This is a genomic window from Nitrincola iocasae (assembly GCF_008727795.1).
In the GTDB taxonomy this organism is placed as follows: Bacteria; Pseudomonadota; Gammaproteobacteria; order Pseudomonadales; family Balneatricaceae; genus Nitrincola; species Nitrincola iocasae.
On sequence record NZ_CP044222.1, the window covers coordinates 1,494,840 to 1,515,867 of the forward strand.

The following is a 21,028-nucleotide window of genomic DNA, read 5'->3' on the forward strand; positions in this document are numbered from 1 at the left end:
TCAAAAAGGGGCTTGTCGGGCCCCTTTTTATTTGAAAATACGTACCTGGCTGACAGGCCTGGTGTTAAACTCAGGCAGGTGTAGTACGACTCAAATATAGAGGGAGTTATTGTATGCTAAAGCGCTTTATAACCGGATTGGTTCTGATGTTGGCTCTGCCTGCTGGCTGGGCATCTGCATCTGATGAATATCGACTGCAACCGGGTGATGAGTTGTTGATCTCGGTGTGGAAAGAAGAAGAGTTGAATCGTCAGTTGGTTGTACTCCCCGATGGGCGTATCTCCTATCCGCTGGTAGGCCATGTCATGGCAGCGGGGCAGAGTGCCGAAGTATTGGAAAACTTACTGGCCGAGCACCTGGAAGAATACATCACTGAACCTCAGGTAAGTGTCAGCGTCACGGCTGTCAGCGGCAACGTGGCCTTTGTGTTTGGTCAGGTGAACAATCCCGGTCCGATTCTGATGTCTCGTGATCTGTCTGTTGTTCAGGCACTGGCATTAGCCGGTGGCTTCACGCCGTTTGCATCAACCGGACGGATCAAGATAATTCGCGAACAGGGCACAGAAAAAACACTGTTGCCGGTAGACTATACAGCCATCGAGCGTAGCGGTGATCTTGAATATAATCATACCCTGCGTGCCGGTGATGTGATTATCGTTCCCTGAACAAAGGCGTAGTTGAGATGAAATGGAGTTTATGCGGTTTGCTGGTCTGCTTGCCATTTTCTACTCTGGTGCTTGCGGCAGATACAGGTATTGAAGGCTCTGTAACCCAAACACTGGGTTATAATGACAACTTCCTGCTTGAAGATGATGCCCAAAGCACCTGGTATTATACGATCACACCCAGAGTAACGGGTTACTATCGTACCGAAACCTATACCAGTAACCTGACCGGTTCGCTGGCAGTTAACCGCTATTCTGATTTCAGTCGCTATAACAGCCAGGACCCCAGACTCAACTGGCAACAGGCCTGGATCAGAGAAAGAGCCTTGTTCAACCTGAACATAGGCTATACCGAGACTGAGCAGCGTGAAGATGCTGAAGAAGATCTGGGTGATTTCTCCACGCAAAACACGGTTAAAACCTACACCTTTGCACCTGCGTATAACTACCAGCTGACGCAACGCGATAATCTGGGGCTATCTTTCGGTTACACCGAGCGTCAGTACAGTGAAGCCACGTCCAGTGACAACCAAAGCTATACCCTGGGAGGTAACTGGGCGCATGATCTGAGTGAACGTACCATTCTGCGCGCTAATCTGTCATACACAAATTATGAAGCACAGGGTGCACTAACTGAAACCAAGTCGGATATCTGGCGAGCTTCGGTGGGGGCGACTTATAACTGGTCTGAACGTACCACCCTGACCGCGTTGCTGGGGGCTAACTGGCAGGATCTTGAAGAGCGCACTGTGCTTTTAAATCAATCCACACAAAGTACCAATAGTGGCAGTCTTGCCAGTGTGCAATGGAATCATCAGACGTTGCAAAGCACCTACACCGCATCTTATAGCCGCGACCTGTCTCCCTCCAGTGATGGCGCCGTGCGCGAGCAGGATAAGCTTAGCCTGGGTTGGCGCTATGAGTTGAGTGAACTGAGCAACGTCAGTGTTAACGGTAGCTGGTTGCAATCCACTGATGATACACAAACCCGTGAATTCATGTCCTTTTCACCCGCATATAGCCGGCAGCTTAGCCGGAATATGACACTGGGAGCACGCTATGATTTTAAGTATCAGAAGCGCGAGGACGAGCCCAGCGCCGACTCTAACCAAATTCAAATGAACCTTGTTTACAAGTTTTAATTTTCCTTTCAGTCAATAGGATGACCTCAGTGTTCGATGAAAATGAAAAAGGCCTGTCGGATTATCTGGATATACTCCGGCGTCGTAAATATTATTTCATCCTGACCTTTCCAATACTGGCGTTAGTGGCTATAGCCATTGCGCTGACTTTGCCACCTATCTATCGCTCACAAGGGGTTATCCTGATCGAAAGCCAGGACATCCCCAGTGATCTGGTGCGCAGTACCGTAACCAGTTTTGCTGAAGAGCAGATCAAGGTGATAGAGCAACGTGTATTGACTACCGCACTGATTCAAGAGGCAGTACAGAAGCACAACCTTTATCCTGAGCTGCGCCAAAAGGCTTCACCGACACAGATCGCACAGGAATTTCGCAGCAATGTTTCTGTGGATATGGTTAGTGCCCGTGTGCTGGATTCGAGCGGTCGTGCAAGAACTGCAAATATAGCCTTTACGGTGGCTTTCTATGATCCTGTGCCGGCCAAAGCACAGGCTGTCGCCAATGATCTGGTGACCACCTTTCTAAGCGAAAACGTCAGGGTGCGTACCGATAGGGCGACCGAAACTACGACCTTTATACGTGAAGAAGCCAACCGTATGCGTACCCGTGTACAGGTGCTGGAAGACCGTATCGCGCAATTTAAATCCGAGTTCAGTAACAGTCTGCCGGAAATGCTTAACTTCAATTTGTCGATGATCGAGCGCGGCGAAGAGCGTTTACTCGGCATTCAGAACCAGGAAGCCCAGATCAAAGATCAGTTGCACCTGCTGGGTATCGAACTGTCGGGCATGAACCGTTACCTGCCAGCGCCGATAGAGGGGGGGGTAATGACCGGCCCGCAACGGCTGGCCGCGTTGCAAAGCGAACTAGCACAACTGTCTAACCGTTATTCCGATGCACATCCGGATGTAATTCGTCTAAAGGGACAAATTGAAGCGTTGCGTGAAACTGTAGGCAGCAGCAGCCCGGCAGGGCAGGTAGAGAATCCACAGTACCGTCAGATCAGCTTGCAGATAGAGTCTCTGCAGCGTGACCTGGTGCGTATGCAAACGCAACGCGAGCGGGTGCAGCAGGAAGTGGATGAATACCGTGATCGTGTGGCGCAAACTCCACAGGTACAGCGCGGTTATGAAGACCTGACACGTGATTATGAAAGTGAGTTGCAAAAATACAATGAACTACGCTCCAAAGAGCTGGAAGCAGAAGTTGCCCAGAATTTGGAAACAGAAAGTAAGGCAGAAAGCTTTACATTACTGGAACCACCTATAGCGCCAACAGATCCAGTTAAACCTAATCGTAAGAAAATTGCCGCTATGGGGATTATGCTGGCGGGTGGTTTTGGTGTGGGGCTGATGCTGCTGGTAGAAATGCTGGACGGGGGTATTCGTGGATCACGTCGACTGGCAGGTATTCTCGGTGCAGATCCGTTGATGACCATACCGATGATCATGACCCCCAAAGATTACCTGCTGAAGCGGGCAAGGCACATAAGTTATGTCGTTCTAGCGGTATTGTTAGTTATTGCTGGCGTGGCGGCCGTGCACTTTTTTGTGATGAGCCTGGATATTCTCTGGCTCAAAGTCATGGGCCGCATCAATCTGATGTAAACCACGCAAATCTAATGAGAGAATCAGGATGTTTCGACTTCAGAAAGCATTAGAAAAAGCCAAAGAGAAGCGCGCCGAGTTGCGAGGCAATGTATCAGCGCACGTATCACCACTGGAAATGATCAACTATTCGCAAACCCGTGTGGTGGAACTGCCGCGGGAAACGCTGGAAAAAAACCGCATTATTGCCGGTTTTGCCAATGACCCGCGCGCGCAGATTTTCAGAACGCTACGCACCAAGATTATTCACAAAATGCGCACCAATGGCTGGAATACTCTGGCAATCACATCGCCCACCGAAGAAGGCGGCAAAAGTCTGGTTGCCTGTAATCTGGCGGTTGCCCTGTCTATGGAAGTGAACCAGACCGTACTGCTGGTGGATCTGAATCTGCGCAATCCCAGCATCGCTGCCAACTTTGGTTTGCAGCCGGAAAAGACTATGTATGACTACCTTAAAGGCAAGGCCGAACTCTCGGAGTTGATGGTCAATCCTGGTATTGAACGCCTGGTGGTGGTGCCGGGAGGTATAGCCGAAGGGAATACCTCAGAGCTCTTGTCAACGCCACGCATGAAGGCCTTTATTCGCGAAACCAAAAAGCGCTATAAGTCCCGAATCGTGATTTATGATCTGCCCGCTGTTCTGCCTACTGATGACGCGTTAAACGTCCTCGGAGACCTGGACGCGGTGTTAATGATTGTCGGCGATGGAGAAAATACCCGTGACCAGATAGAACGCTCACGTGAGTTAATCTCCATTACCAATGTGATCGGAACGGTATTGAATAAATCGTCCGAGAAATTCGCCAGCAAAGGACAGGAATAGGCTCAGGCATGTATAGAGAGTTTTTCGGATTAAAAGAGAAGCCATTCAGTCTGACGCCAGACCCGGCCTATTTGTATCTCAGCAAGAACCACACACGCGCTCAAACCATGCTGGAGTATGGTTTGATGAGCCATGCGGGGTTTACCGTCATTACCGGTGATATTGGTGCCGGTAAAACAACCCTGGTACATCATCTGATCGGCAAGATGGATGATGATACCGTTGTCGGTGTGATCAGTAACACCCATTCCGCCTTTGGCGATCTGATGTCCTGGGTGCTGGATGCGTTTGAAATTAAAGGTGACTTCCAGGACAACGCCCAGCGCCTGCGGGCTTTTACCGATTTTGTAATAGATCAGTATAGTGATGGTAAGCATATCATCCTGATTATTGATGAGGCACAAAACTTGTCGACAGAAATATTGGAAGAGTTGCGTTTAATCTCCAATATCAATGTGGCTGGTGAAATCTATCTGCAAATGATGTTGATCGGTCAGCCGGAATTGATTGAAAAACTTAATCAGCCGGAATTAACCCAGTTTGCTCAGCGTATTGGTGTGGAATTCAATCTGCGTCCGATGGACTTTGACGATACCAAGGCTTATATCCAGCACCGGATTCAGTGTGCCGGTGGCGATAAAGCACTGTTTACCGAAAGCGCCATGGGCGTGATCTTCTGTTACGCCGAAGGGGTTCCAAGGCGCATTAACACCCTCTGTGATATGTCGCTGGTATATGCCTTTGCCGATGAGCACCCTGTAGTTGATGCCGCTCTGGTTATGGATATGATCGAAGACCGTAGTACCACCGCAGTGATACGCCGGAGTAAATCCATAACTGAAGAAGTAGGTCGTGTTAAACAGTGGCTTGCGAACGAATATAACCTGGAGTTAAGCGCTTAGCAGGCGCTGGTTGCCGTCTTGGTAGTCAGAAAAGGCAGGAAAGAGGCTAATGGAACAGAGCACTCAACACAATAACGTAGCCATCATCATTGTTAATTACAATGCCGGTGAACTATTGGCAGGCAACCTGCAGCAGATACTGGAGTCAGTTTCTGGCCAACTGGCCGTACATATTTTTATTGTCGATAACCTGTCGACCGATGTGTCACGTCAGATATTGTCAGCAAAGCTTCAGGAAACTGGGCTTTCAAACCATGTCACCTTGATTGAAGCTGAGCGCAATGGCGGCTTCGCTTATGGTAATAACCTGGGTATTAAAGCAGCTTTGGCATCGGCATTTAAACCAGACTATTTTTATTTGCTCAACCCTGACGCCGTGCCTGAAAATAGTGCGATCGACGAGACCATTAAGCTAGCAAAAAACAAGTTTGAATACTGCATCGTTGGTTCACAAATGCTGGATGAGGCAGGTAATAAAGCGGCGTCTGCTTTTCGTTTTCCCTCCGTTGTTTCCGAGTTTAACCGGGGTGCCAATATCGGTCTGGTAACTCGCCTGTTTCCTTCGGCTTCATTGGTACTGCCAACAAATGAATCAACAGTTGTATGTGACTGGGTGTGCGGTGCTGGGTTTTTAATCCCTATGAAAACTTATGAAAAATTAGGCAGTATGGATGAGCAGTACTTTCTTTATTATGAAGAAGTTGATTATATGAAGAGAGCAAGTGAAAAGGCCATTCCGGTATTAGTATCAACGCAGTCAAGGGTTGTACATATAGCCGGTGTTTCAACAGGAATAGTCGGTAGTAAAGTTGAAAAATCTTCTATACCCATATACTGGTATCAATCTTGGCATCGTTTTTACTTTAAGAACCATTCAAAATCAAAAGCCTTTATGTGTGGCATCGCATGGATAGCAGGGCGTATTTTCAATAATATGCTTTCTTTTTTCATTAAAAAACGCAAGCCCAAGGATGGGCATTCTATAGCCAGATTCTGGACCTATGCTATTCTGGGGAATAAGTAATGCCAGAAATATCACCACCAGTGTCTGATGGAAGAAATAATGAAAACCCATCAGAACTTAGTTTCATCAACTTGTTGAAAGAAGATTATGCTACTCATGGTGGACATATATTCAATCAAGGTTTTTTTGCGCTACTTTGCCATAGGTTTGGTAACTGGCGTATGTCATTTAAAAATAAGCTAGTAAGAGCACCTTTAACGCTTATGTATTTATTTTTGCGACAATGGTGTCAGATATTTTGTGGTATTCAATTGGATTATATTGTCAAGGTGGGTCGAAGGGTAAAAATAGAACATTTTGGTGGAATTATAATCAATGCCAGGCAGATAGGTGATGATGTAATAATTCGGCAAAATACGACAATCGGTATCAAAACAGTAAGGGATCCCAACGGCAGACCCATCATAGGTAACCGGGTAGATATCGGTGCTGGAGCAGTAATAGTTGGCAATATCATTATAGGCGACGATGTGGTTATTGGTGCCAACAGCGTAGTCAGCTTTGATGTGCCATCAGGTTCAATCGTTAAATTACCCCGTGCTGAAGTGTTTCCTAGACAGGATCTGGTTGTAATGGAAGGAGCCAATAGTGTTGAGTAATGCGGGCTGCGTCATCATTGGGCGCAATGAAGGTGAGCGGCTTGAGCGTTGCCTGGAGTCAGTATGTAAAGCCTTTGCTCAGGTGGTCTATGTTGATTCAGGCTCTACAGACCAGAGTGTGCAAAAAGCTGAAGCCTCAGGGGCTCAGGTAGTTAATCTGGATATGGACCAGCCTTTTACTGCCGCACGTGCACGCAATGCTGGACTAACACTGTTATATCAGACCCAGCCAGATCTCGAATATGTACAGTTTATTGATGGCGACTGTGAATTGGTCGCTAGTTGGCCAAACGCGGCTGCAGCCTATCTAGATGCCAATCCAGGTGTTGCCGTGGTATGTGGGCGTAGGCGTGAGCGTTTCCCTGATGCTTCAGTGTATAACCGCTTGTGTGATATTGAATGGAATACCCCAGTAGGTGAAGCAACAGCCTGTGGTGGTGATGCGTTGATGCGCATTAAAGCCCTACACGAGGTAAATGCCTACAATGTTAACTTGATTGCTGGCGAAGAGCCGGAAATGTGCCACCGTTTGCGTATGCAGGGCTGGAAAATATTCCGTCTGGATGAAGAAATGACACTGCATGATGCCGCCATCACTCGATTCAGTCAGTGGTGGAAGCGTGGTGCACGTGGTGGTTATGCTTATTTCCGTGTTTTCTGGTTGCATCGAAACAGTTCAGTGCAGATCTGGAAAAAAAATGTCCTTCGTACGCTGGTCTGGGCTGGTTTACTACCGATGCTGATTTTGTTGGGTATATTTACATCCCAAAACTGGCTGTTGTTACTGCTATTACTTTACCCAATACTTTTTCTTAAAGTGTATTTACGTAATCCTCAACTGGAAAAGCAATTACGACCAAAATTTGCTTTGTATATGCTCCTGATCAAGTTTGCGGAGTTTCAGGGCATGTCCAGAGCTGTATGGGAGCTGATTACCCATAAGCAAATAAGATTAATGGAATATAAGTGACACTTTATGACGATTGCATATCTGGCACCAGAAATACCGGCCCGCTCTGCAACCTTTGTGTATCAGGAAATACATGAATTGCAGAAGCGTGGCATCAGCGTGTGTAGTTTTTCCTTACATACCCCCCATGATCCGGCACCAGACCAACAAGCGTTGCGTGATCGAACACATTACTTGTATGCCGAGGGTTATCTTGCAGTTGCCTTAAAGGCAATCCGCAATATGTTTCGGTCTGGTATTCGCGTTGGCCAGGGCTTGCGTGCCTTGGTTTCAGATCTGCGCCAGCTATCCGGTTTACGTACGCGGGCAAAACTGTGTTTTCAGTTCCTGGCTGCCGTTAATCTTGCCGATGCGTTAGTTAAAAACCGGATCAGTCATGTACATGTGCACTTTGCCCATGTTCCCACTCAGGTGGCTATGTACGCGTCAGTAATGACAGGCGTACCTTTCACTGTAACGTCACATGCTAATGATATTTTTGAGCGCGGTTTACTTTTGGCCTTGAAGGCCGAACGTTCAACACGGTTCTTTACTATTTCTGACTATAACCTGAAGTTTCTGAAAGATCAGGGCGTACCGGAATCCCGCTTAGGGATTGTCAGGTGTGGCGTTGCATTGAGCTACAAACGTAAAACACCCAACCTTCAGTCTGACAAAAAATCCCTGGTCATCGGCTCGTTGGGTCGTTTAGTTGAAAAGAAGGGTATGGATGTTCTTCTGCAAGCCCTCGCCAGCTTAATAACTGAGTATCCGGAGTGGGATATTACTTTACGTATTGCCGGTGATGGCCCGTTGAAGTCAGTGCTTCAACAGCAAGCAAAAGCGCTTGCTGTCGATGATAAGGTGCACTTTGATGGTGCGTTGCAGCATTCTCAAGTCGGTGAGTGGCTGGATCAGCTGGATATGTTTGTTCTGGCATGCAAAATTGATGCAAATGGTGATATGGATGGTATTCCTGTGGTGTTGATGGAGGCTATGTCTCAGTCAGTGCCTGTTGTAACTACCAACTTGTCTGGTATCCCTGAATTGGTTATTCCTGATGTTACAGGTTATCTGGCAGAACAGGGTGATGCTCAGTCTCTACAAGATGCGGTTGGTCGATTGTTGGCTAACAGAGAGCGGCTTGAAGAAATAACGGCACGTGCTTTGCAACATGTTGCGGATGAGTTTTCACTGGAAAGTAATGTCGACCGTCTGGTCGTAGAATTTAATCGGTCTCAGGTTCAAGGGGTGAAGTGATGACAGAAGATGGACTCTTGGTAATTTCTCCATGCCGCGATGAGTCGCAATACATGCGACAGACATTGGATACGATGGTCTCGCAAACCCGAAAGCCCGATCTATGGCTGATTGTTGATGATGGATCGACCGATGAAACGCCGGAAATTTTGAAAGCCTATGCGGCGCAGCATGACTGGATACAGATCATCACCCGTGAAAACCGTGGTAAAAGGGCCGTGGGGCCCGGTGTTATTGATGCGTTTTATGCCGGATATAATGCGGTTGATGCTGATAAATATGCGTTTGTCTGTAAGCTGGATCTTGATCTGCGGTTACCCGAACGCTACTTCGAAATCTTATTGCAACGAATGCAAGACAATCCGAATATTGGCACCTGCAGTGGCAAGGCTTATATTGAAACGCCACATGGGCTGGAAAATGAACGTCATGGCGATGAAACATCACTGGGAATGACCAAGTTATATCGGCACAGCTGCTTTAAAAAAATTGGTGGATTTGTTCGCGAAGTGATGTGGGATGGTATCGATTGTCATACCTGTCGTATGCATGGTTGGATAGCCTGCAGTTGGGATGAACCTGACTTACGCTTTGTGCACTTGCGACCCATGGGTAGTAGTCAGGTGGGCATCCACACAGGGCGTATGCGCCATGGCTATGGACAGTATTATATGGGTACCAGTTTTCTGTTTATGCTGGCTAGCGCTGTGTATCGTCTGAATGAAAAGCCCTATATCACTGGCAGTGCCGCCATTCTTTGGGGTTGGTTACGTGCGGCGCTAACAGCCAAACCCCGTTATCAAAACAAAGAATTTCGTCAATTTCTGCGAAAATATCAGATGCGGGCTTTGCTGCATGGAAAGCAGAAAGCAGTTGAAATGACCCATAAGGAAAAAGGAATTCATGTCTGAAGCTGCCGGATTTTTAAAGCATTACCGCTTTCGCCAACAATGGTTGCTGCTGGGACTGCCTTTTGATGCCGTTACGCTGGATCAGGCCTGTGACCGGGTTTTTGCTGCCATTCGTGAACGACAGCGCTGTTTTATCTCGACGCCAAACCTGAATTTTGTCATCAGTGCCAGTGATGATGAGGTTTTTTCCCAATCGGTTATGCTCAGTAATTTAAATCTGGCTGATGGTATGCCACTTATTTGGGCTGCGCGTTGGTTGAAGCTGCCGATCTCTGAACGAGTAGCCGGTTCTTCATTATTTGATGAGCTGGTTATTCGCAGCAGTGTAAATAGGCCGTTGCGGGTATTTTTCTTTGGTGGTGATCCGGGGGTTGCAGAAAAAGCATCTGCTGTATTGAATGGTCGGTCTGATCATGCCGTTTGTTGTGGCTTTCTTGATCCTGGACGAGGCGATGTTACATCAATGAGCACGCCTGAGATTCTTGCTCAAATCAATGCAGCAGAGGCTGATTTTTTAGTTGTATCGCTTGGTGCTAAAAAAGGGCAGGCGTGGATCATGCATAACCTTGATGCACTGCAAGTGCCTGTTGTCAGTCATCTGGGTGCCGTTGTCAATTTTGTCGCGGGTACAGTACGCCGCGCACCGCTTATATGGCAAAAAGTGGGGCTGGAATGGTTATGGCGTATTACGGAGGAACCACACCTGTGGAAGCGCTACTGGAACGATGGGATCATGGCCGTCAGGCTCTTCGCACGCCTGTTACCCCTGCGTTTTAAGCGCTGTCCTCCGGCACATGGTAGCGTGACCACTGAGTATGATACTGATATGGGCATGCATTTGGTATTGTCCGGAAGGCCAAGTCATCCCGAGATGGAACGCCTGTATAATTTTGTCAACGAGTTCCTACAGGTTTCATCCTGCGTAGAGTTGGATGTGCAGCAAGCCTGTGTAGATGATGCTGAAATTGCTGCCTTGATTAAGGTATTGAGCACTGTATGCAGTGCTGGAGGCATTAAATTGAAAGTGCTGGGAGAGTCAGGATGATGAGCGATCAGCAGGTTGTCGGTGTAGTTTCCGTCAACTCGATTTCATATGTGAAAACCCTTTTTGATTGTTATCAGAGCAATAAAGTCGTGGTTTTGCTTCGCAGTGAAGATGACGCCCGTATTGACCTGCTCGGAGTAACGGAGGTTATTTCACCTGATGCTACCAAAGGTTGGTTTAGCGAGCATTATGATTTCTCTGTAGATGATCGTTTGGCGCAGATTGCCTTTACTTCAGGTACAGAGGGGGAGCCTAAAGGGGTGTTGTTAACGCACCAGGCACTTTCTGATGTTACGGAACGTCTGAATCTGGTGATGGAAGTAAATAATCAGATACGTGAGTATGTTGGTGTTCCTGCTAATTTCTCGTTTGGCCTTGGACGCTTCCGTGCGGTTAGCCTGGCCGGCGGCGCATGTTTTCTACCTCAGAATGGTTTTAATCCTCTCGAAATTCGGGAAATGCTGAGCAACGATGAGATCAATGCGGTTTCAGCTGTTCCCAGTCTTTGGCGTGTGCTGCTGAATCATAAACATATTTTTTCCACAGAAGCTGAACGTCTGCGCTGGATTGAAATTGGCAGTCAGTATATGAGCCAGGCAGAAAAACAAGAACTTCGTACCCTGTTCCCAAATGCCATCATTGCGCAGCATTATGGCTTAACTGAAGCCTCTCGCAGTACGTTTTTGCGTATTGATAAACTATCAGGTCCTGTATTGGAATCTGTCGGATGTGCTTATGGAAAGACCGAGTTTAAACTGACTGATAGCGGACGGATTGCCATCAAGGGGCCTCATGTGGCCAAGACCCTGCTGATACAAGGAGAGTACGTCGACAATCTGGATGCACAGGGCTGGTTCATTACCAGTGATTTGGGGGAAATCAAGGATGGCTATCTGTTTTATAAAGGCAGAGCCGACGATCTGATTAATTGTGGTGGCATTAAGTTATCGCCTGATGCGCTGGAGCGTGATTTCAGAGAAAAGCTTGGTATCAAAGAAGGCATTGCCATTGCATCTGTAGCCGATGAGTTGATGGGAAATGCAGTGCTTCTGTCTGTATTGAATTCACTGAATCTGGAGACCCGCCAGCTACAGGAAGCTATGCACCAGGTTTTACTGGGCTATGGCGTTAACAACCGCCGTGCATTAAAAATTCAATGGGTTGATCAGTTCCCGTTAACAAGTACTAACAAAGTCCAGCGAAAAATATTGGCTGAACAGTATTTGCAAACTGAGCAACAGAAAAGTTCATCCGACCCGGCACCGCTGGGTACTCTTCAGCAAACGGCCTCTACTATAGGTCTCTCTGCTGTAGAGCTGGAGATATTGTCTATCTGGAAGCAAATACTGAAGACGGATCATATCGATCCTGACGATAATTTCTATGATATTGGCGGTGACTCCCTATCTGCTCTATCAGCCCTGATTGAAATGGAACGGCAGGGCGTGCCATCTGATATATCCAGAGGCTTGCTTCAAGGGTTGACGATCAGAGAGATCGCGCAACGCATGACACAGGTGGATGGAGCAGATGGATCTCGGCACCAGATTCGCGGACAGTCTGTGAAAAACAGCCTGTCGATTAATATAGTACGTGGATTTATGGTGCTATTGGTCGTCATTGCGCACTGGCACCAGGGAGTGCTTGAGCGTTTGCCGATTAATGATCCGCAGGCAGTCACCAATTTTTTCGGCCCCTTGCTGGCGATGGGAACACCTGGCTTCGCCATTATTTATGGAGTTGGAGCAGGCTATGCCTTGTATCCACTGTTTCATACTGATCCTGACCGGCTAAAAGGCATTTTGAAAAAGACTTTTTCACTGCTGTTGTCGGGTATTTTAATAATGGGGTTTGTGTTTTTTTGGGAAAAGCTCAGGCAAGGTATTGATATCACCCTGACGGATTTTGCCAATTCATTTTATTCTGTACTGACTTACTATCTGTTAGTTACAGCCAGCATTTATCCGGTTTTTTATCTGCTGTCACGTTTCCGATTTGAAGTTATCGGTGCGCTGATGATGGCGCTATTAGCCTACCTGTTAGACCTGATTGTATTTAAGCCTATGGGGTTGCTCCAGACTGAAGGGATTGCTGAATTCGTCAAGCTGCTGTTTTCTGCCAAATATGCTTACTTTCAAATGCTGTCTGGGAGTTTGTTGGGAATGGCTGTGGGGCTGACAATGTTCCGCTGCAAGCAGACATTCAGTGATCTGAGCTACTTATTTCCAGTGGGTGCCGTGTTGCTTTTATTGGGTATTGTACTGTCGATTCATCAGACAGGTGTAGACAACTGGTTTGTTTGGCCGGTTTCTACCAATTTTATCTGGCGTTGGGTGAGCTATGCTGGTTTTATCATGATTCTGATTGCGCTGACCGAATGGAGCCTTGGGTACTATGACAAGCTAAAACCGGTTTACCGATTAGGCTTTCAGCTACTTGCCGTGACTGGCATGCTGGCCTTCCCGATTTTTGTACTCCATGAGCTGGTTATACCCCTGAAAACCATACTCGCATCCTATGGCAGTATTGATCTGTTTTCGATTGCTGTACCAATCGTGTTAATTGGTGGTATTTGTGTGTATTTATACCGCTCTTTATATGTCAGTAGTTTTAAGTAATGCTGACTGGGTTGATGCTTTGTAATGGCATCATGATTGAATAATGAGGTGAATGTGTCTTTAGTTAAGGAAATACAGCAGGAGTTTTCCCGTCTGAACAAGGTTGTTTCCTGGCCTGCACTGGCACTGATTGGCTGTGGTTTGGCCGCGGCTTTTTTTCTATCCTTTGGTGGGCTTTCTGAAGTGGTTGAACGCTGGATCGCTCAGGAAGAGTACAGTCATGGCTTTCTGATCCCGCTGGTGTCCTTGTATATCCTCTGGGAAAAACGCCTGACAATCGCCGTTGAATACCGATCGGGGAGCTGGTGGGGGGTGCCAGTAATAATCGCTGCGTTGCTGATAGCCTTTATCGGCGAGATATCCGCGCTGTATATTCTGGTGCAGTATGCCTTTTTATTGCTACTTGCCGGGTTTGCCATAACGGCCCTGGGCAAAGCAGCTAGACATACCTTTATACCCATTATTCTGCTGGCATTTGCTATTCCGCTACCTTACTTCCTGGAAGCAGTACTGACAGCACGATTGCAGCTGTTGTCGTCTGAGATTGGGGTGATGTTTATTCAATGGATGGGCATTCCCGTGTATCTCAGCGGTAATGTGATTGATCTGGGTGCCTATAAACTGCAGGTTGTCGAAGCCTGCAGTGGTTTGAGCTACCTGTTTCCCTTGGCTTGCCTGGGCTTTATTGCCGCGTATTTTTACCAGGCACCAGTGTGGAAGCGTGCGGTGTTATTTGTGTCGACTATTCCCATCACTATTTTGATGAACAGTTTTCGTATCGGTGTTACTGGCTGGCTGGTTGATCGTTGGGGAATCAGCATGGCCGAAGGGTTTCTGCATGATTTTGAAGGCTGGATTATTTTTATTGCCTGTGCCGCTATTCTGGCGCTGGAGATTGAAATACTCGAACGCCTGACCCGACGTCGTGGTCTGCTGGATGTATTTGGTTTGAATATACAGATCCCAGCTGATGAGCTGCTGGCGGTTGCCGCACAACGTGAGCCTCGTCGAACCCTACCTGTCGCCATGCTGCTGGTGGTGAGTTTAACCTTTGCCGCGGCTTTGGGTGTGCAGGCCTTTGATAAACGTATGGAAGCCGTGCCGGAAGACGTCTACCTGGCTGCTTTTCCTGATCAAATCAAGGATTGGAACGGCACTTACGGCAGTCTGGAAACCCGGGTGATGCAGGTGTTACAGCTTACCGATTACCTGATGATGAATTTTGAGCGCGAAGCCGAACCGATGATTAACCTCTACGTGGCGTATTATGCTTCGCAGCGTAAAGGTGTGTCGCCCCATTCACCGCGGGTGTGCATTCCCGGTGGCGGTTGGGAAATTGCTGATATCCGTCGATCACAAGTTGAGGGTATACCGATTAATCGCGTGATTATCCGCCGGGGTCTGGAATCGCAACTGGTGTATTACTGGTTCCAGGAACGCGGCGAACCAATTGCCAACGAATATTTAAAGAAGTGGAAGCTGCTTGAAGATGCCCTGGCCTATAACCGTACCGATGGATCCTTGATCAGGGTAGTGACCCCCTTCCATTCATCGGAACCGGTCGAGGTAGCAGAGCAGCGTTTGAATGAATTTGTACGGGCCGCCTATCCGGAACTGGTCCGTGTATTACCTGGGAAAGGTGAATTATGAACGTAAAAATGCTCCGTCGGGGAACCCTGTCGTTATTGGTTGCGGCTGTATTGGCCGGTTGTGCCGATAAAGAAAAAAGTGTGCAGAACTACCTGGAAAGTGGTCGCGAGTTTCTCGAACAGGGAGACTTGGGCCGTTCTAACGTGCAGTTCCGCAATGTGTTGCAGATAGATCCTGAAAACGTGCAGGCCTACCGTTATCTGGCTGATATCGCTGAGCAGCAGCAGAACTGGGAGCGCCTGTATTCACATCTGCAACGCATCGAACGTCTGGCACCGGAGGATCTGGACAACAAAATCCGTATGGCACGCCTGTTGCTGATGGTAGGCGAGGGAGCGAATGCCGGCGAGAAAGTCGATGAAGTGTTGGCTGTGGATCAAGAGCGAGCGGATGCCTGGTTGGTAAAAGCCACGCTGGCACTGCAGAAGGGTGATCCTCAGGGGGCTCTGACCGAAGGCATGAAAAGCATCCTGATCGACCCGGATAATACTGACACTCTGACCGTACTAGCTGGTGCGCAGCGCATGATGGGCGATGAACCTCAGGCTTTCCTGTTACTCGATGAAGCGTTGGCAAAAGATCCTTCTGCCCTGGCTGCACGCATGATCCGCATGGAAATGTATCGGCAGAAAGGTGAAATGGACAAGGTCGAAGCTGATCTGCGTTATCTGATGGAAAATCAGCCGGACGCTGAAGAGTTTGCTATTGCCATGGCCGGATTGCTGCGTGAAACGGGACGTCTGGAGGAAGCCGAAACACTTCTGCATACCTTCGCCACAGAACATGCTGGCAGCAGTCGGGCAGTGCGTGGTTTGGTGGAGGTTGTCGATGCTCAGGGAGAAGGTGAGCGGGCTGATGCGTTGTTACAGACCTTTATAGACCGTGCCAGCGGTGCTGATGTGGATGAGTTGGAATTCGTATTGGTCGAACGACTGAGAGCACACGATCAACCGGGTGCGGCTCTGGAGCTACTGGAAAAGCTCATGACCTCGGAGCAGGCGGTGACACGTCAGCGAGCACAGGCACGCCGTGCCGAACTTTACTTTGCCGAGGGCAATGACGAAGCGGCGCTGGAATTAATTAATCAGATTCTGCAGGAAGACAGCCAGAGTGAACCGGCCTTGCTGGTACGTTCACGCTACCATCTGCAGCAACAGATGATTGATGACGCGGTGCGTGATTTAAGGGTGGTATTGCGCAACAATCCGGATTCTGAAATTGGTCTGATGTTGCTGGGTACAGCCTACATGAGCAGTGGCTCAGCAGAACTGGCTGATGGTAATTTCCGTCAGGTGCTGCGCCTCAATCCGGGCAATGTGGGTGCGGCGGTGCCGGTGATCAACCGTTTGCTTGCCGATGGAGACCTGGGGCGTTCTGAGCAGATCGTACAGAATGCCTTACGCCGTTCACCCAATAATGAATCCCTGTTGTCTCTGCTGGCGCAGGTGCGCCTGATGCGTAATGACTGGGCGGGTACCGCTGCAGTGGTCTCCGATATGGAGAAACTGGAAGGTGACCGGGCCGTGAGTGAATACCTGAGCGGCCGTATTTTCCAGGGGCAAGAGCAGTATGAGCTGGCGATGACACGTTACCAGGCGGCGCTGCAGGCGCAACCACGCTTTTTACGTGCGGTGGAAGGTTATGCACTTAGTCAGTTAGAGCTGGGCCAGCTTGACAGTCTGCTGGCGTGGCTGGATGCCCGTATCGCCGCTGACCCTGAATATATCGGTAACTACAGTGTTAAAGCCGCGGTGCTAAGACAGGAAGAGGATCTGGACGGTGCCATCGAGGTGATGGATCAGGCCCTGGCAGTAACCCCTGGGTGGGTACAGGGTTACACTCAACTGGCAGGATTCTATCTACTGCAGGAGCAGGTGGATGATGCACTGCAAGCCTACAACCGTGGCCTGGATGAGGTTAATGATCTAAGTCTGTATGCCCTGCGAGCCTCCTTGCTGGAGCAGAACAACCGCATAGAAGATGCCATAGCTGACTATGAAGCGGCGCTGGAACTGGCACCCAGTAACCAGGTGGTTGCGAACAACCTGGCGTCTTTACTGATCAGCCATTCCCCAACCGAAACCAATGTGCAGCGCGCCCTTGAGCTGACGAACAGTTTTCGTAATAGCGACGAACCCTACTTCCTCGATACCCACGGCTGGGTGCTATTTAAATCCGGTCAGGTACAGGAAGCCGAGCGGGTAACTCGTCGGGCTGTAGAGGGGCTGCCTGACCTGGCCGAGGTCAATTATCACTATGGCCGCATACTGTTAGAGCAGAACCGTAACAGTGACGCTCAGGGCTATCTGAACAAGGCTGCAGAACTGACAGGCGAAAATGAAAGCCTGCGACAGCAGATTGCTGAAGCGCTGGAGCGTCTTGAAAACGCAACAAACGATCAGGAGGCACAATGAAACGCAAAGGAATAGTACTGGCGGGTGGTTCGGGAACCCGGCTCTACCCCCTGACCAAAGGGGTCAGCAAGCAGTTAATGCCGATCTATGATAAGCCGATGATCTACTACCCGATCAGCATACTGATGCTGGCGGATATTCAGGATATTCTGATTATTACCACGCCGGAAGATCAGGCCTCCTTTCAGCGCTTACTGGGTGATGGTAGTGACTGGGGGGTGAATTTCACCTATGCCATACAGCCGTCTCCGGATGGTCTGGCACAGGCTTTTATCCTGGGCAAAGCCTTTCTGGATGGAGCGCCTTCGGCCCTGGTGCTGGGCGACAACATTTTTTATGGCCATGACCTGCAAACACTGCTGAATGAAGCCAATGCCCGCGAGACGGGAGCGACAGTATTTGGCTATCACGTAGACAATCCAACCGCTTACGGTGTGGCTGAGTTTGATGCCCAGGGCAAGGTGATCTCACTGGAAGAAAAACCCAAGGTGCCGAAGTCACCTTATGCAGTGACCGGTCTGTATTTTTATGACAGCCAGGCCCCTGATATTGCCGCCGAGCTCCAGCCTTCAGCTCGGGGTGAGCTGGAAATCACCGATCTGAATATGGTGTACCTGAAGCAGAATCAATTAAATATGGAAATCATGGACCGGGGCTATGCCTGGCTGGATACAGGTACCCATGCCAATCTGTTGCAGGCTTCCACCTTTGTGCAAACCCTGGAAGATCGTCAGGGTCTTAAAGTCTGTTGTCCGGAAGAGATTGCCTATCGTAAAGGCTTTATTGATGCTGAGGCCCTGCAGCGTCAGGCTGAACCCTTGCTGAAAAGTGGCTACGGCGCCTACTTGATGCGCCTGCTGGAGCGGGGAAGGATGAAACCATGAAGTATGAACCTTTGGCGATTGCCGATGTGGTGTTAATGACGCCGGATGTGTTTGGTGATGAACGTGGTTTTTTTATGGAAACTTTTCGCCAGCATGAGTTCGAGCAGCACTGTGCGCCTTTGCAGTTTGTTCAGGATAACCATTCACTGTCACGTCAGGGCATACTGCGAGGTTTACATTATCAGCTGCAAAAGCCTCAGGGCAAACTGGTGCGGGTGGTCAGCGGTGAGGTATTTGATGTGGCCGTGGATCTGCGTCGCCATTCAGCCACCTTTGGTCAGTGGGTCGGCGTGTATTTGTCTGCCGAAAACAAACAACTGCTCTGGGTGCCACCGGGTTTTGCACATGGTTTTTATGTCACCAGTGATTCAGCCGAATTTGTCTACAAGTGCACCGATTACTACAACCCGGGTGATGAATACAGCTTGCAGTGGAATGATCCTCAGCTAGGCATCGATTGGCCATTGGTACAGGCTCGTGCGCCTGAACTCTCGGCTAAAGATCAACAAGGCCTGACATTGGCAGAGGCACCTGGCTATGACTAAACGTATTCTGTTAACGGGCGCCAATGGGCAATTGGGTTCGGAAATCCGCCAACGTGTGGCACAGATGACCGCAGCCTATAACCTGGAACCGACCGATCAGGCCACGCTGGATATCTGTGACCTGGCACAGGTTGAAGCAGCCGTTGCGGCATTCAAGCCGGATGTGATCGTGAATGCCGCCGCCTATACCGCCGTAGACAAAGCCGAATCCGAGCGTGACATCGCCTTTGCCGTAAATGCCAAAGGACCTGAAAATCTGGCGCTGGCCGCCAGTCAGGCAGGTATCCGCTTGATACATATCTCCACCGATTATGTGTTCAACGGTGATAACTGCAAGCCTTGGCAGCCGGATGATCCGGTTGGCCCGATCAATGTCTATGGCGAGAGTAAGTTGGCTGGTGAACAGTCGGTACTCAAGGCCTTACCGGATGCGTTGATCATTCGTACCGCCTGGGTATATTCACGTCATGGTCAAAATTTTGTAAAAACCATGATCCGGCTGATGAACGAGCGCGATAGTCTGGGCATTATCGCTGATCAGGTCGGGACACCGACACATGCCGGACGTCTGGCCGAGATTGTACTATCAGCCGTAGATCAGCCGACGCTCTCGGGAATATATCATTGGACAGATGCCGGTGTGGCCTCCTGGTACGACTTTGCCCAGGCTATTTATGAAGCCGGTTCCAAAGTCGGGTTGATTACCAGCGCTTGTCAGCTTAAACCCATCAGTACCCAAGACTACCCAACCCCCGCCACCCGGCCGTGTTATTCGGTAATGGATTGCAGCCGTAGTCGGGAGGACTTAGGGCATGCCAGACACTGGCGTGAGCAACTGCAATTAATGATTGCTGAACTTGATTATGAAAACAATGGAGCCAACGCATGAAGCGTTTAATGGTCACTGGCGGAGCCGGTTTTATCGGTGCTAACTTTGTACACTACTGGATGCAGGCACATCCTGACGACTTCGTTCTGGTAGTCGATGCCCTGACTTATGCGGGTAACCTTGCCAACCTGGAAGCTGTGCAGCAAAGTCCCAACTTTCAGTTTGTGCAGGCCGATATCTGCGATACGCCTAAAATGGAGCAGTTACTGCGTGAGCATCAACTTGATACGCTGGTGCATCTGGCCGCCGAGTCACACGTGGATCGTTCGATTCTGGGTCCGGATGCCTTTATTGAAACCAATATTATCGGTACCCATAGCCTGCTGAAAGCGGCCCGCAAGGTTTGGTTAACCGAAGGCCAGTGTGCAGAGCATCGTTTCCATCATGTCTCCACCGATGAGGTATACGGCACCTTGGAGCCAAGTGATCCGGCCTTTACCGAAGACACTGCCTACGCTCCCAATTCACCCTATGCCGCCAGCAAAGCCGCTTCTGACCACCTGGTGCGTGCCTACCACCATACTTATGGCCTGCAGGTTAGCACCAGTAACTGCTCCAACAATTACGGGCCGTACCATTTTCCTGAAAAACTGATTCCATTGATCATCACCAATATTCTGGCAAACCGTCCTTTGCCTATCTATGGCGATGGCCGCCAGATAAGGGATTGGTTGTATGTGGAAGACCATGCCCGCGGTATCGAGAAGGTACTGTTGCAGGGTAAGGTGGGCGAAAACTATAATATCGGTGGTCACAACGAGTGGCACAATATCGATATCGTGCAGTACATCTGTACCGAAATGGACAAGGCGTTTGCCGCCAATGCATCCCTAAAACAACAATACCCCGAAGCGCTCTCAGCGATTGCTGGCCAGAGTGCCACCCTGATTACCTATGTGAAAGACCGGCCCGGGCATGATCGGCGTTATGCCATCGATGCCCATAAATCCGGACGTGAACTGGGTTATCTGCCCCGTGAAAGTTTTGAAACAGGCATTCGTAAAACACTGCACTGGTACCTGGAAAACCCACAATGGTGGCGTGCGGTTATGGATGGTTCTTACCGTCAGTGGATAGCCACTCAATACGACTAATGGAGAT

The 21,028-nt window shown here is 49.1% G+C and carries 18 protein-coding genes; all 18 read left to right on the top strand.

From position 1 onward, the window contains the following. The first annotated feature begins 113 nt into the window (after positions 1 to 113). Genes F5I99_RS06845 through rfbB form a run of 18 tightly spaced genes read left to right on the top strand, consistent with a single transcriptional unit; the run spans position 114 to position 21,021 of the window. Complete coding sequence (locus F5I99_RS06845; RefSeq protein WP_151054377.1) at positions 114 to 665, top strand: polysaccharide biosynthesis/export family protein; 552 nt, start codon at positions 114 to 116, stop codon at positions 663 to 665. A 17-nt stretch (positions 666 to 682) separates the two neighbouring features. Further along, positions 683 to 1,807: a porin family protein gene (locus F5I99_RS06850; protein ID WP_151054379.1), complete on the top strand. Its 1,125-nt coding sequence runs from the start codon at positions 683 to 685 to the stop codon at positions 1,805 to 1,807. A gap of 29 nt (positions 1,808 to 1,836) precedes the next feature. Next, positions 1,837 to 3,414, top strand: coding sequence for a GumC family protein (locus tag F5I99_RS06855; RefSeq protein ID WP_191905966.1), 1,578 nt, complete (start codon positions 1,837 to 1,839; stop codon positions 3,412 to 3,414). Between the two features lie 28 nt (positions 3,415 to 3,442). Further along, positions 3,443 to 4,237: a CpsD/CapB family tyrosine-protein kinase gene (locus F5I99_RS06860; protein WP_151054383.1), complete on the top strand. Its 795-nt coding sequence runs from the start codon at positions 3,443 to 3,445 to the stop codon at positions 4,235 to 4,237. Between the two features lie 8 nt (positions 4,238 to 4,245). After that, positions 4,246 to 5,139: an ExeA family protein gene (locus F5I99_RS06865; RefSeq protein ID WP_151054385.1), complete on the top strand. Its 894-nt coding sequence runs from the start codon at positions 4,246 to 4,248 to the stop codon at positions 5,137 to 5,139. Between the two features lie 49 nt (positions 5,140 to 5,188). Further along, positions 5,189 to 6,163: a glycosyltransferase family 2 protein gene (locus F5I99_RS06870; protein ID WP_151054387.1), complete on the top strand. Its 975-nt coding sequence runs from the start codon at positions 5,189 to 5,191 to the stop codon at positions 6,161 to 6,163. Beyond that, a complete protein-coding gene (locus tag F5I99_RS06875) occupies positions 6,163 to 6,762 on the top strand; it encodes a serine O-acetyltransferase (RefSeq protein WP_151054389.1) in 600 nt (199 codons plus the stop codon). The genes F5I99_RS06870 and F5I99_RS06875 overlap by 1 nt, the downstream gene beginning before the upstream one ends. Then, entirely contained in the window at positions 6,752 to 7,732 is a 981-nt protein-coding gene (locus F5I99_RS06880) for a glycosyltransferase (RefSeq protein WP_151054391.1), read from the top strand. The genes F5I99_RS06875 and F5I99_RS06880 overlap by 11 nt, the downstream gene beginning before the upstream one ends. Before the next feature lie 6 nt (positions 7,733 to 7,738). Continuing rightward, positions 7,739 to 8,971 carry a glycosyltransferase family 4 protein gene (locus F5I99_RS06885; RefSeq protein WP_151054393.1) on the top strand — a complete coding sequence of 411 codons (1,233 nt, stop codon included), beginning with the start codon at positions 7,739 to 7,741 and terminating at the stop codon, positions 8,969 to 8,971. After that, positions 8,971 to 9,882: a glycosyltransferase family 2 protein gene (locus F5I99_RS06890; protein WP_151054395.1), complete on the top strand. Its 912-nt coding sequence runs from the start codon at positions 8,971 to 8,973 to the stop codon at positions 9,880 to 9,882. The genes F5I99_RS06885 and F5I99_RS06890 overlap by 1 nt, the downstream gene beginning before the upstream one ends. Continuing rightward, positions 9,875 to 10,927 (top strand): WecB/TagA/CpsF family glycosyltransferase, encoded by a 1,053-nt coding sequence (locus F5I99_RS06895; RefSeq protein ID WP_225307581.1) that lies wholly within the window; start codon positions 9,875 to 9,877, stop codon positions 10,925 to 10,927. The genes F5I99_RS06890 and F5I99_RS06895 overlap by 8 nt, the downstream gene beginning before the upstream one ends. After that, entirely contained in the window at positions 10,924 to 13,545 is a 2,622-nt protein-coding gene (locus F5I99_RS06900) for an AMP-binding protein (RefSeq protein WP_151054397.1), read from the top strand. Before F5I99_RS06895 ends, F5I99_RS06900 begins: the two co-directional genes overlap by 4 nt. Positions 13,546 to 13,599: 54 nt before the next feature. After that, positions 13,600 to 15,195, top strand: a complete 1,596-nt coding sequence (gene xrtD, locus F5I99_RS06905; RefSeq protein WP_225307582.1) for a VPLPA-CTERM-specific exosortase XrtD — start codon at positions 13,600 to 13,602, stop codon at positions 15,193 to 15,195. Next, positions 15,192 to 17,609 (top strand): tetratricopeptide repeat protein, encoded by a 2,418-nt coding sequence (locus F5I99_RS06910; RefSeq protein WP_151054399.1) that lies wholly within the window; start codon positions 15,192 to 15,194, stop codon positions 17,607 to 17,609. Before xrtD ends, F5I99_RS06910 begins: the two co-directional genes overlap by 4 nt. Beyond that, positions 17,606 to 18,493, top strand: coding sequence for a glucose-1-phosphate thymidylyltransferase RfbA (rfbA, locus tag F5I99_RS06915; RefSeq protein WP_151054401.1), 888 nt, complete (start codon positions 17,606 to 17,608; stop codon positions 18,491 to 18,493). The genes F5I99_RS06910 and rfbA overlap by 4 nt, the downstream gene beginning before the upstream one ends. Further along, positions 18,490 to 19,038, top strand: a complete 549-nt coding sequence (gene rfbC / locus F5I99_RS06920) for a dTDP-4-dehydrorhamnose 3,5-epimerase (RefSeq protein WP_151054403.1) — start codon at positions 18,490 to 18,492, stop codon at positions 19,036 to 19,038. Before rfbA ends, rfbC begins: the two co-directional genes overlap by 4 nt. Further along, a complete protein-coding gene (gene rfbD / locus F5I99_RS06925) occupies positions 19,031 to 19,927 on the top strand; it encodes a dTDP-4-dehydrorhamnose reductase (RefSeq protein ID WP_151054405.1) in 897 nt (298 codons plus the stop codon). Before rfbC ends, rfbD begins: the two co-directional genes overlap by 8 nt. Beyond that, on the top strand, positions 19,924 to 21,021 hold the full coding sequence (rfbB, locus tag F5I99_RS06930; protein WP_151054407.1) for a dTDP-glucose 4,6-dehydratase: 1,098 nt from the start codon (positions 19,924 to 19,926) through the stop codon (positions 21,019 to 21,021). The genes rfbD and rfbB overlap by 4 nt, the downstream gene beginning before the upstream one ends. Positions 21,022 to 21,028: the final 7 nt, after the last annotated feature.

Excerpts from the sequence above, each read along its gene's own strand:
- F5I99_RS06910 (WP_151054399.1), top strand. The coding sequence starts at position 15,192 with ATGAACGTAAAAATGCTCCGTCGGGGAACCCTGTCGTTATTGGTTGCG.
- F5I99_RS06885 (WP_151054393.1), top strand. The coding sequence starts at position 7,739 with ATGACGATTGCATATCTGGCACCAGAAATACCGGCCCGCTCTGCAACC.
- F5I99_RS06850 (WP_151054379.1), top strand. The coding sequence starts at position 683 with ATGAAATGGAGTTTATGCGGTTTGCTGGTCTGCTTGCCATTTTCTACT.
- F5I99_RS06890 (WP_151054395.1), top strand. The coding sequence starts at position 8,971 with ATGACAGAAGATGGACTCTTGGTAATTTCTCCATGCCGCGATGAGTCG.
- rfbC (WP_151054403.1), top strand. The coding sequence starts at position 18,490 with ATGAAGTATGAACCTTTGGCGATTGCCGATGTGGTGTTAATGACGCCG.
- F5I99_RS06895 (WP_225307581.1), top strand. The coding sequence starts at position 9,875 with ATGTCTGAAGCTGCCGGATTTTTAAAGCATTACCGCTTTCGCCAACAA.
- rfbB (WP_151054407.1), top strand. The coding sequence starts at position 19,924 with ATGAAGCGTTTAATGGTCACTGGCGGAGCCGGTTTTATCGGTGCTAAC.
- F5I99_RS06875 (WP_151054389.1), top strand. The coding sequence starts at position 6,163 with ATGCCAGAAATATCACCACCAGTGTCTGATGGAAGAAATAATGAAAAC.
- F5I99_RS06865 (WP_151054385.1), top strand. The coding sequence starts at position 4,246 with ATGTATAGAGAGTTTTTCGGATTAAAAGAGAAGCCATTCAGTCTGACG.
- rfbD (WP_151054405.1), top strand. The coding sequence starts at position 19,031 with ATGACTAAACGTATTCTGTTAACGGGCGCCAATGGGCAATTGGGTTCG.
- F5I99_RS06900 (WP_151054397.1), top strand. The coding sequence starts at position 10,924 with ATGATGAGCGATCAGCAGGTTGTCGGTGTAGTTTCCGTCAACTCGATT.
- rfbA (WP_151054401.1), top strand. The coding sequence starts at position 17,606 with ATGAAACGCAAAGGAATAGTACTGGCGGGTGGTTCGGGAACCCGGCTC.
- F5I99_RS06860 (WP_151054383.1), top strand. The coding sequence starts at position 3,443 with ATGTTTCGACTTCAGAAAGCATTAGAAAAAGCCAAAGAGAAGCGCGCC.
- F5I99_RS06845 (WP_151054377.1), top strand. The coding sequence starts at position 114 with ATGCTAAAGCGCTTTATAACCGGATTGGTTCTGATGTTGGCTCTGCCT.
- F5I99_RS06870 (WP_151054387.1), top strand. The coding sequence starts at position 5,189 with ATGGAACAGAGCACTCAACACAATAACGTAGCCATCATCATTGTTAAT.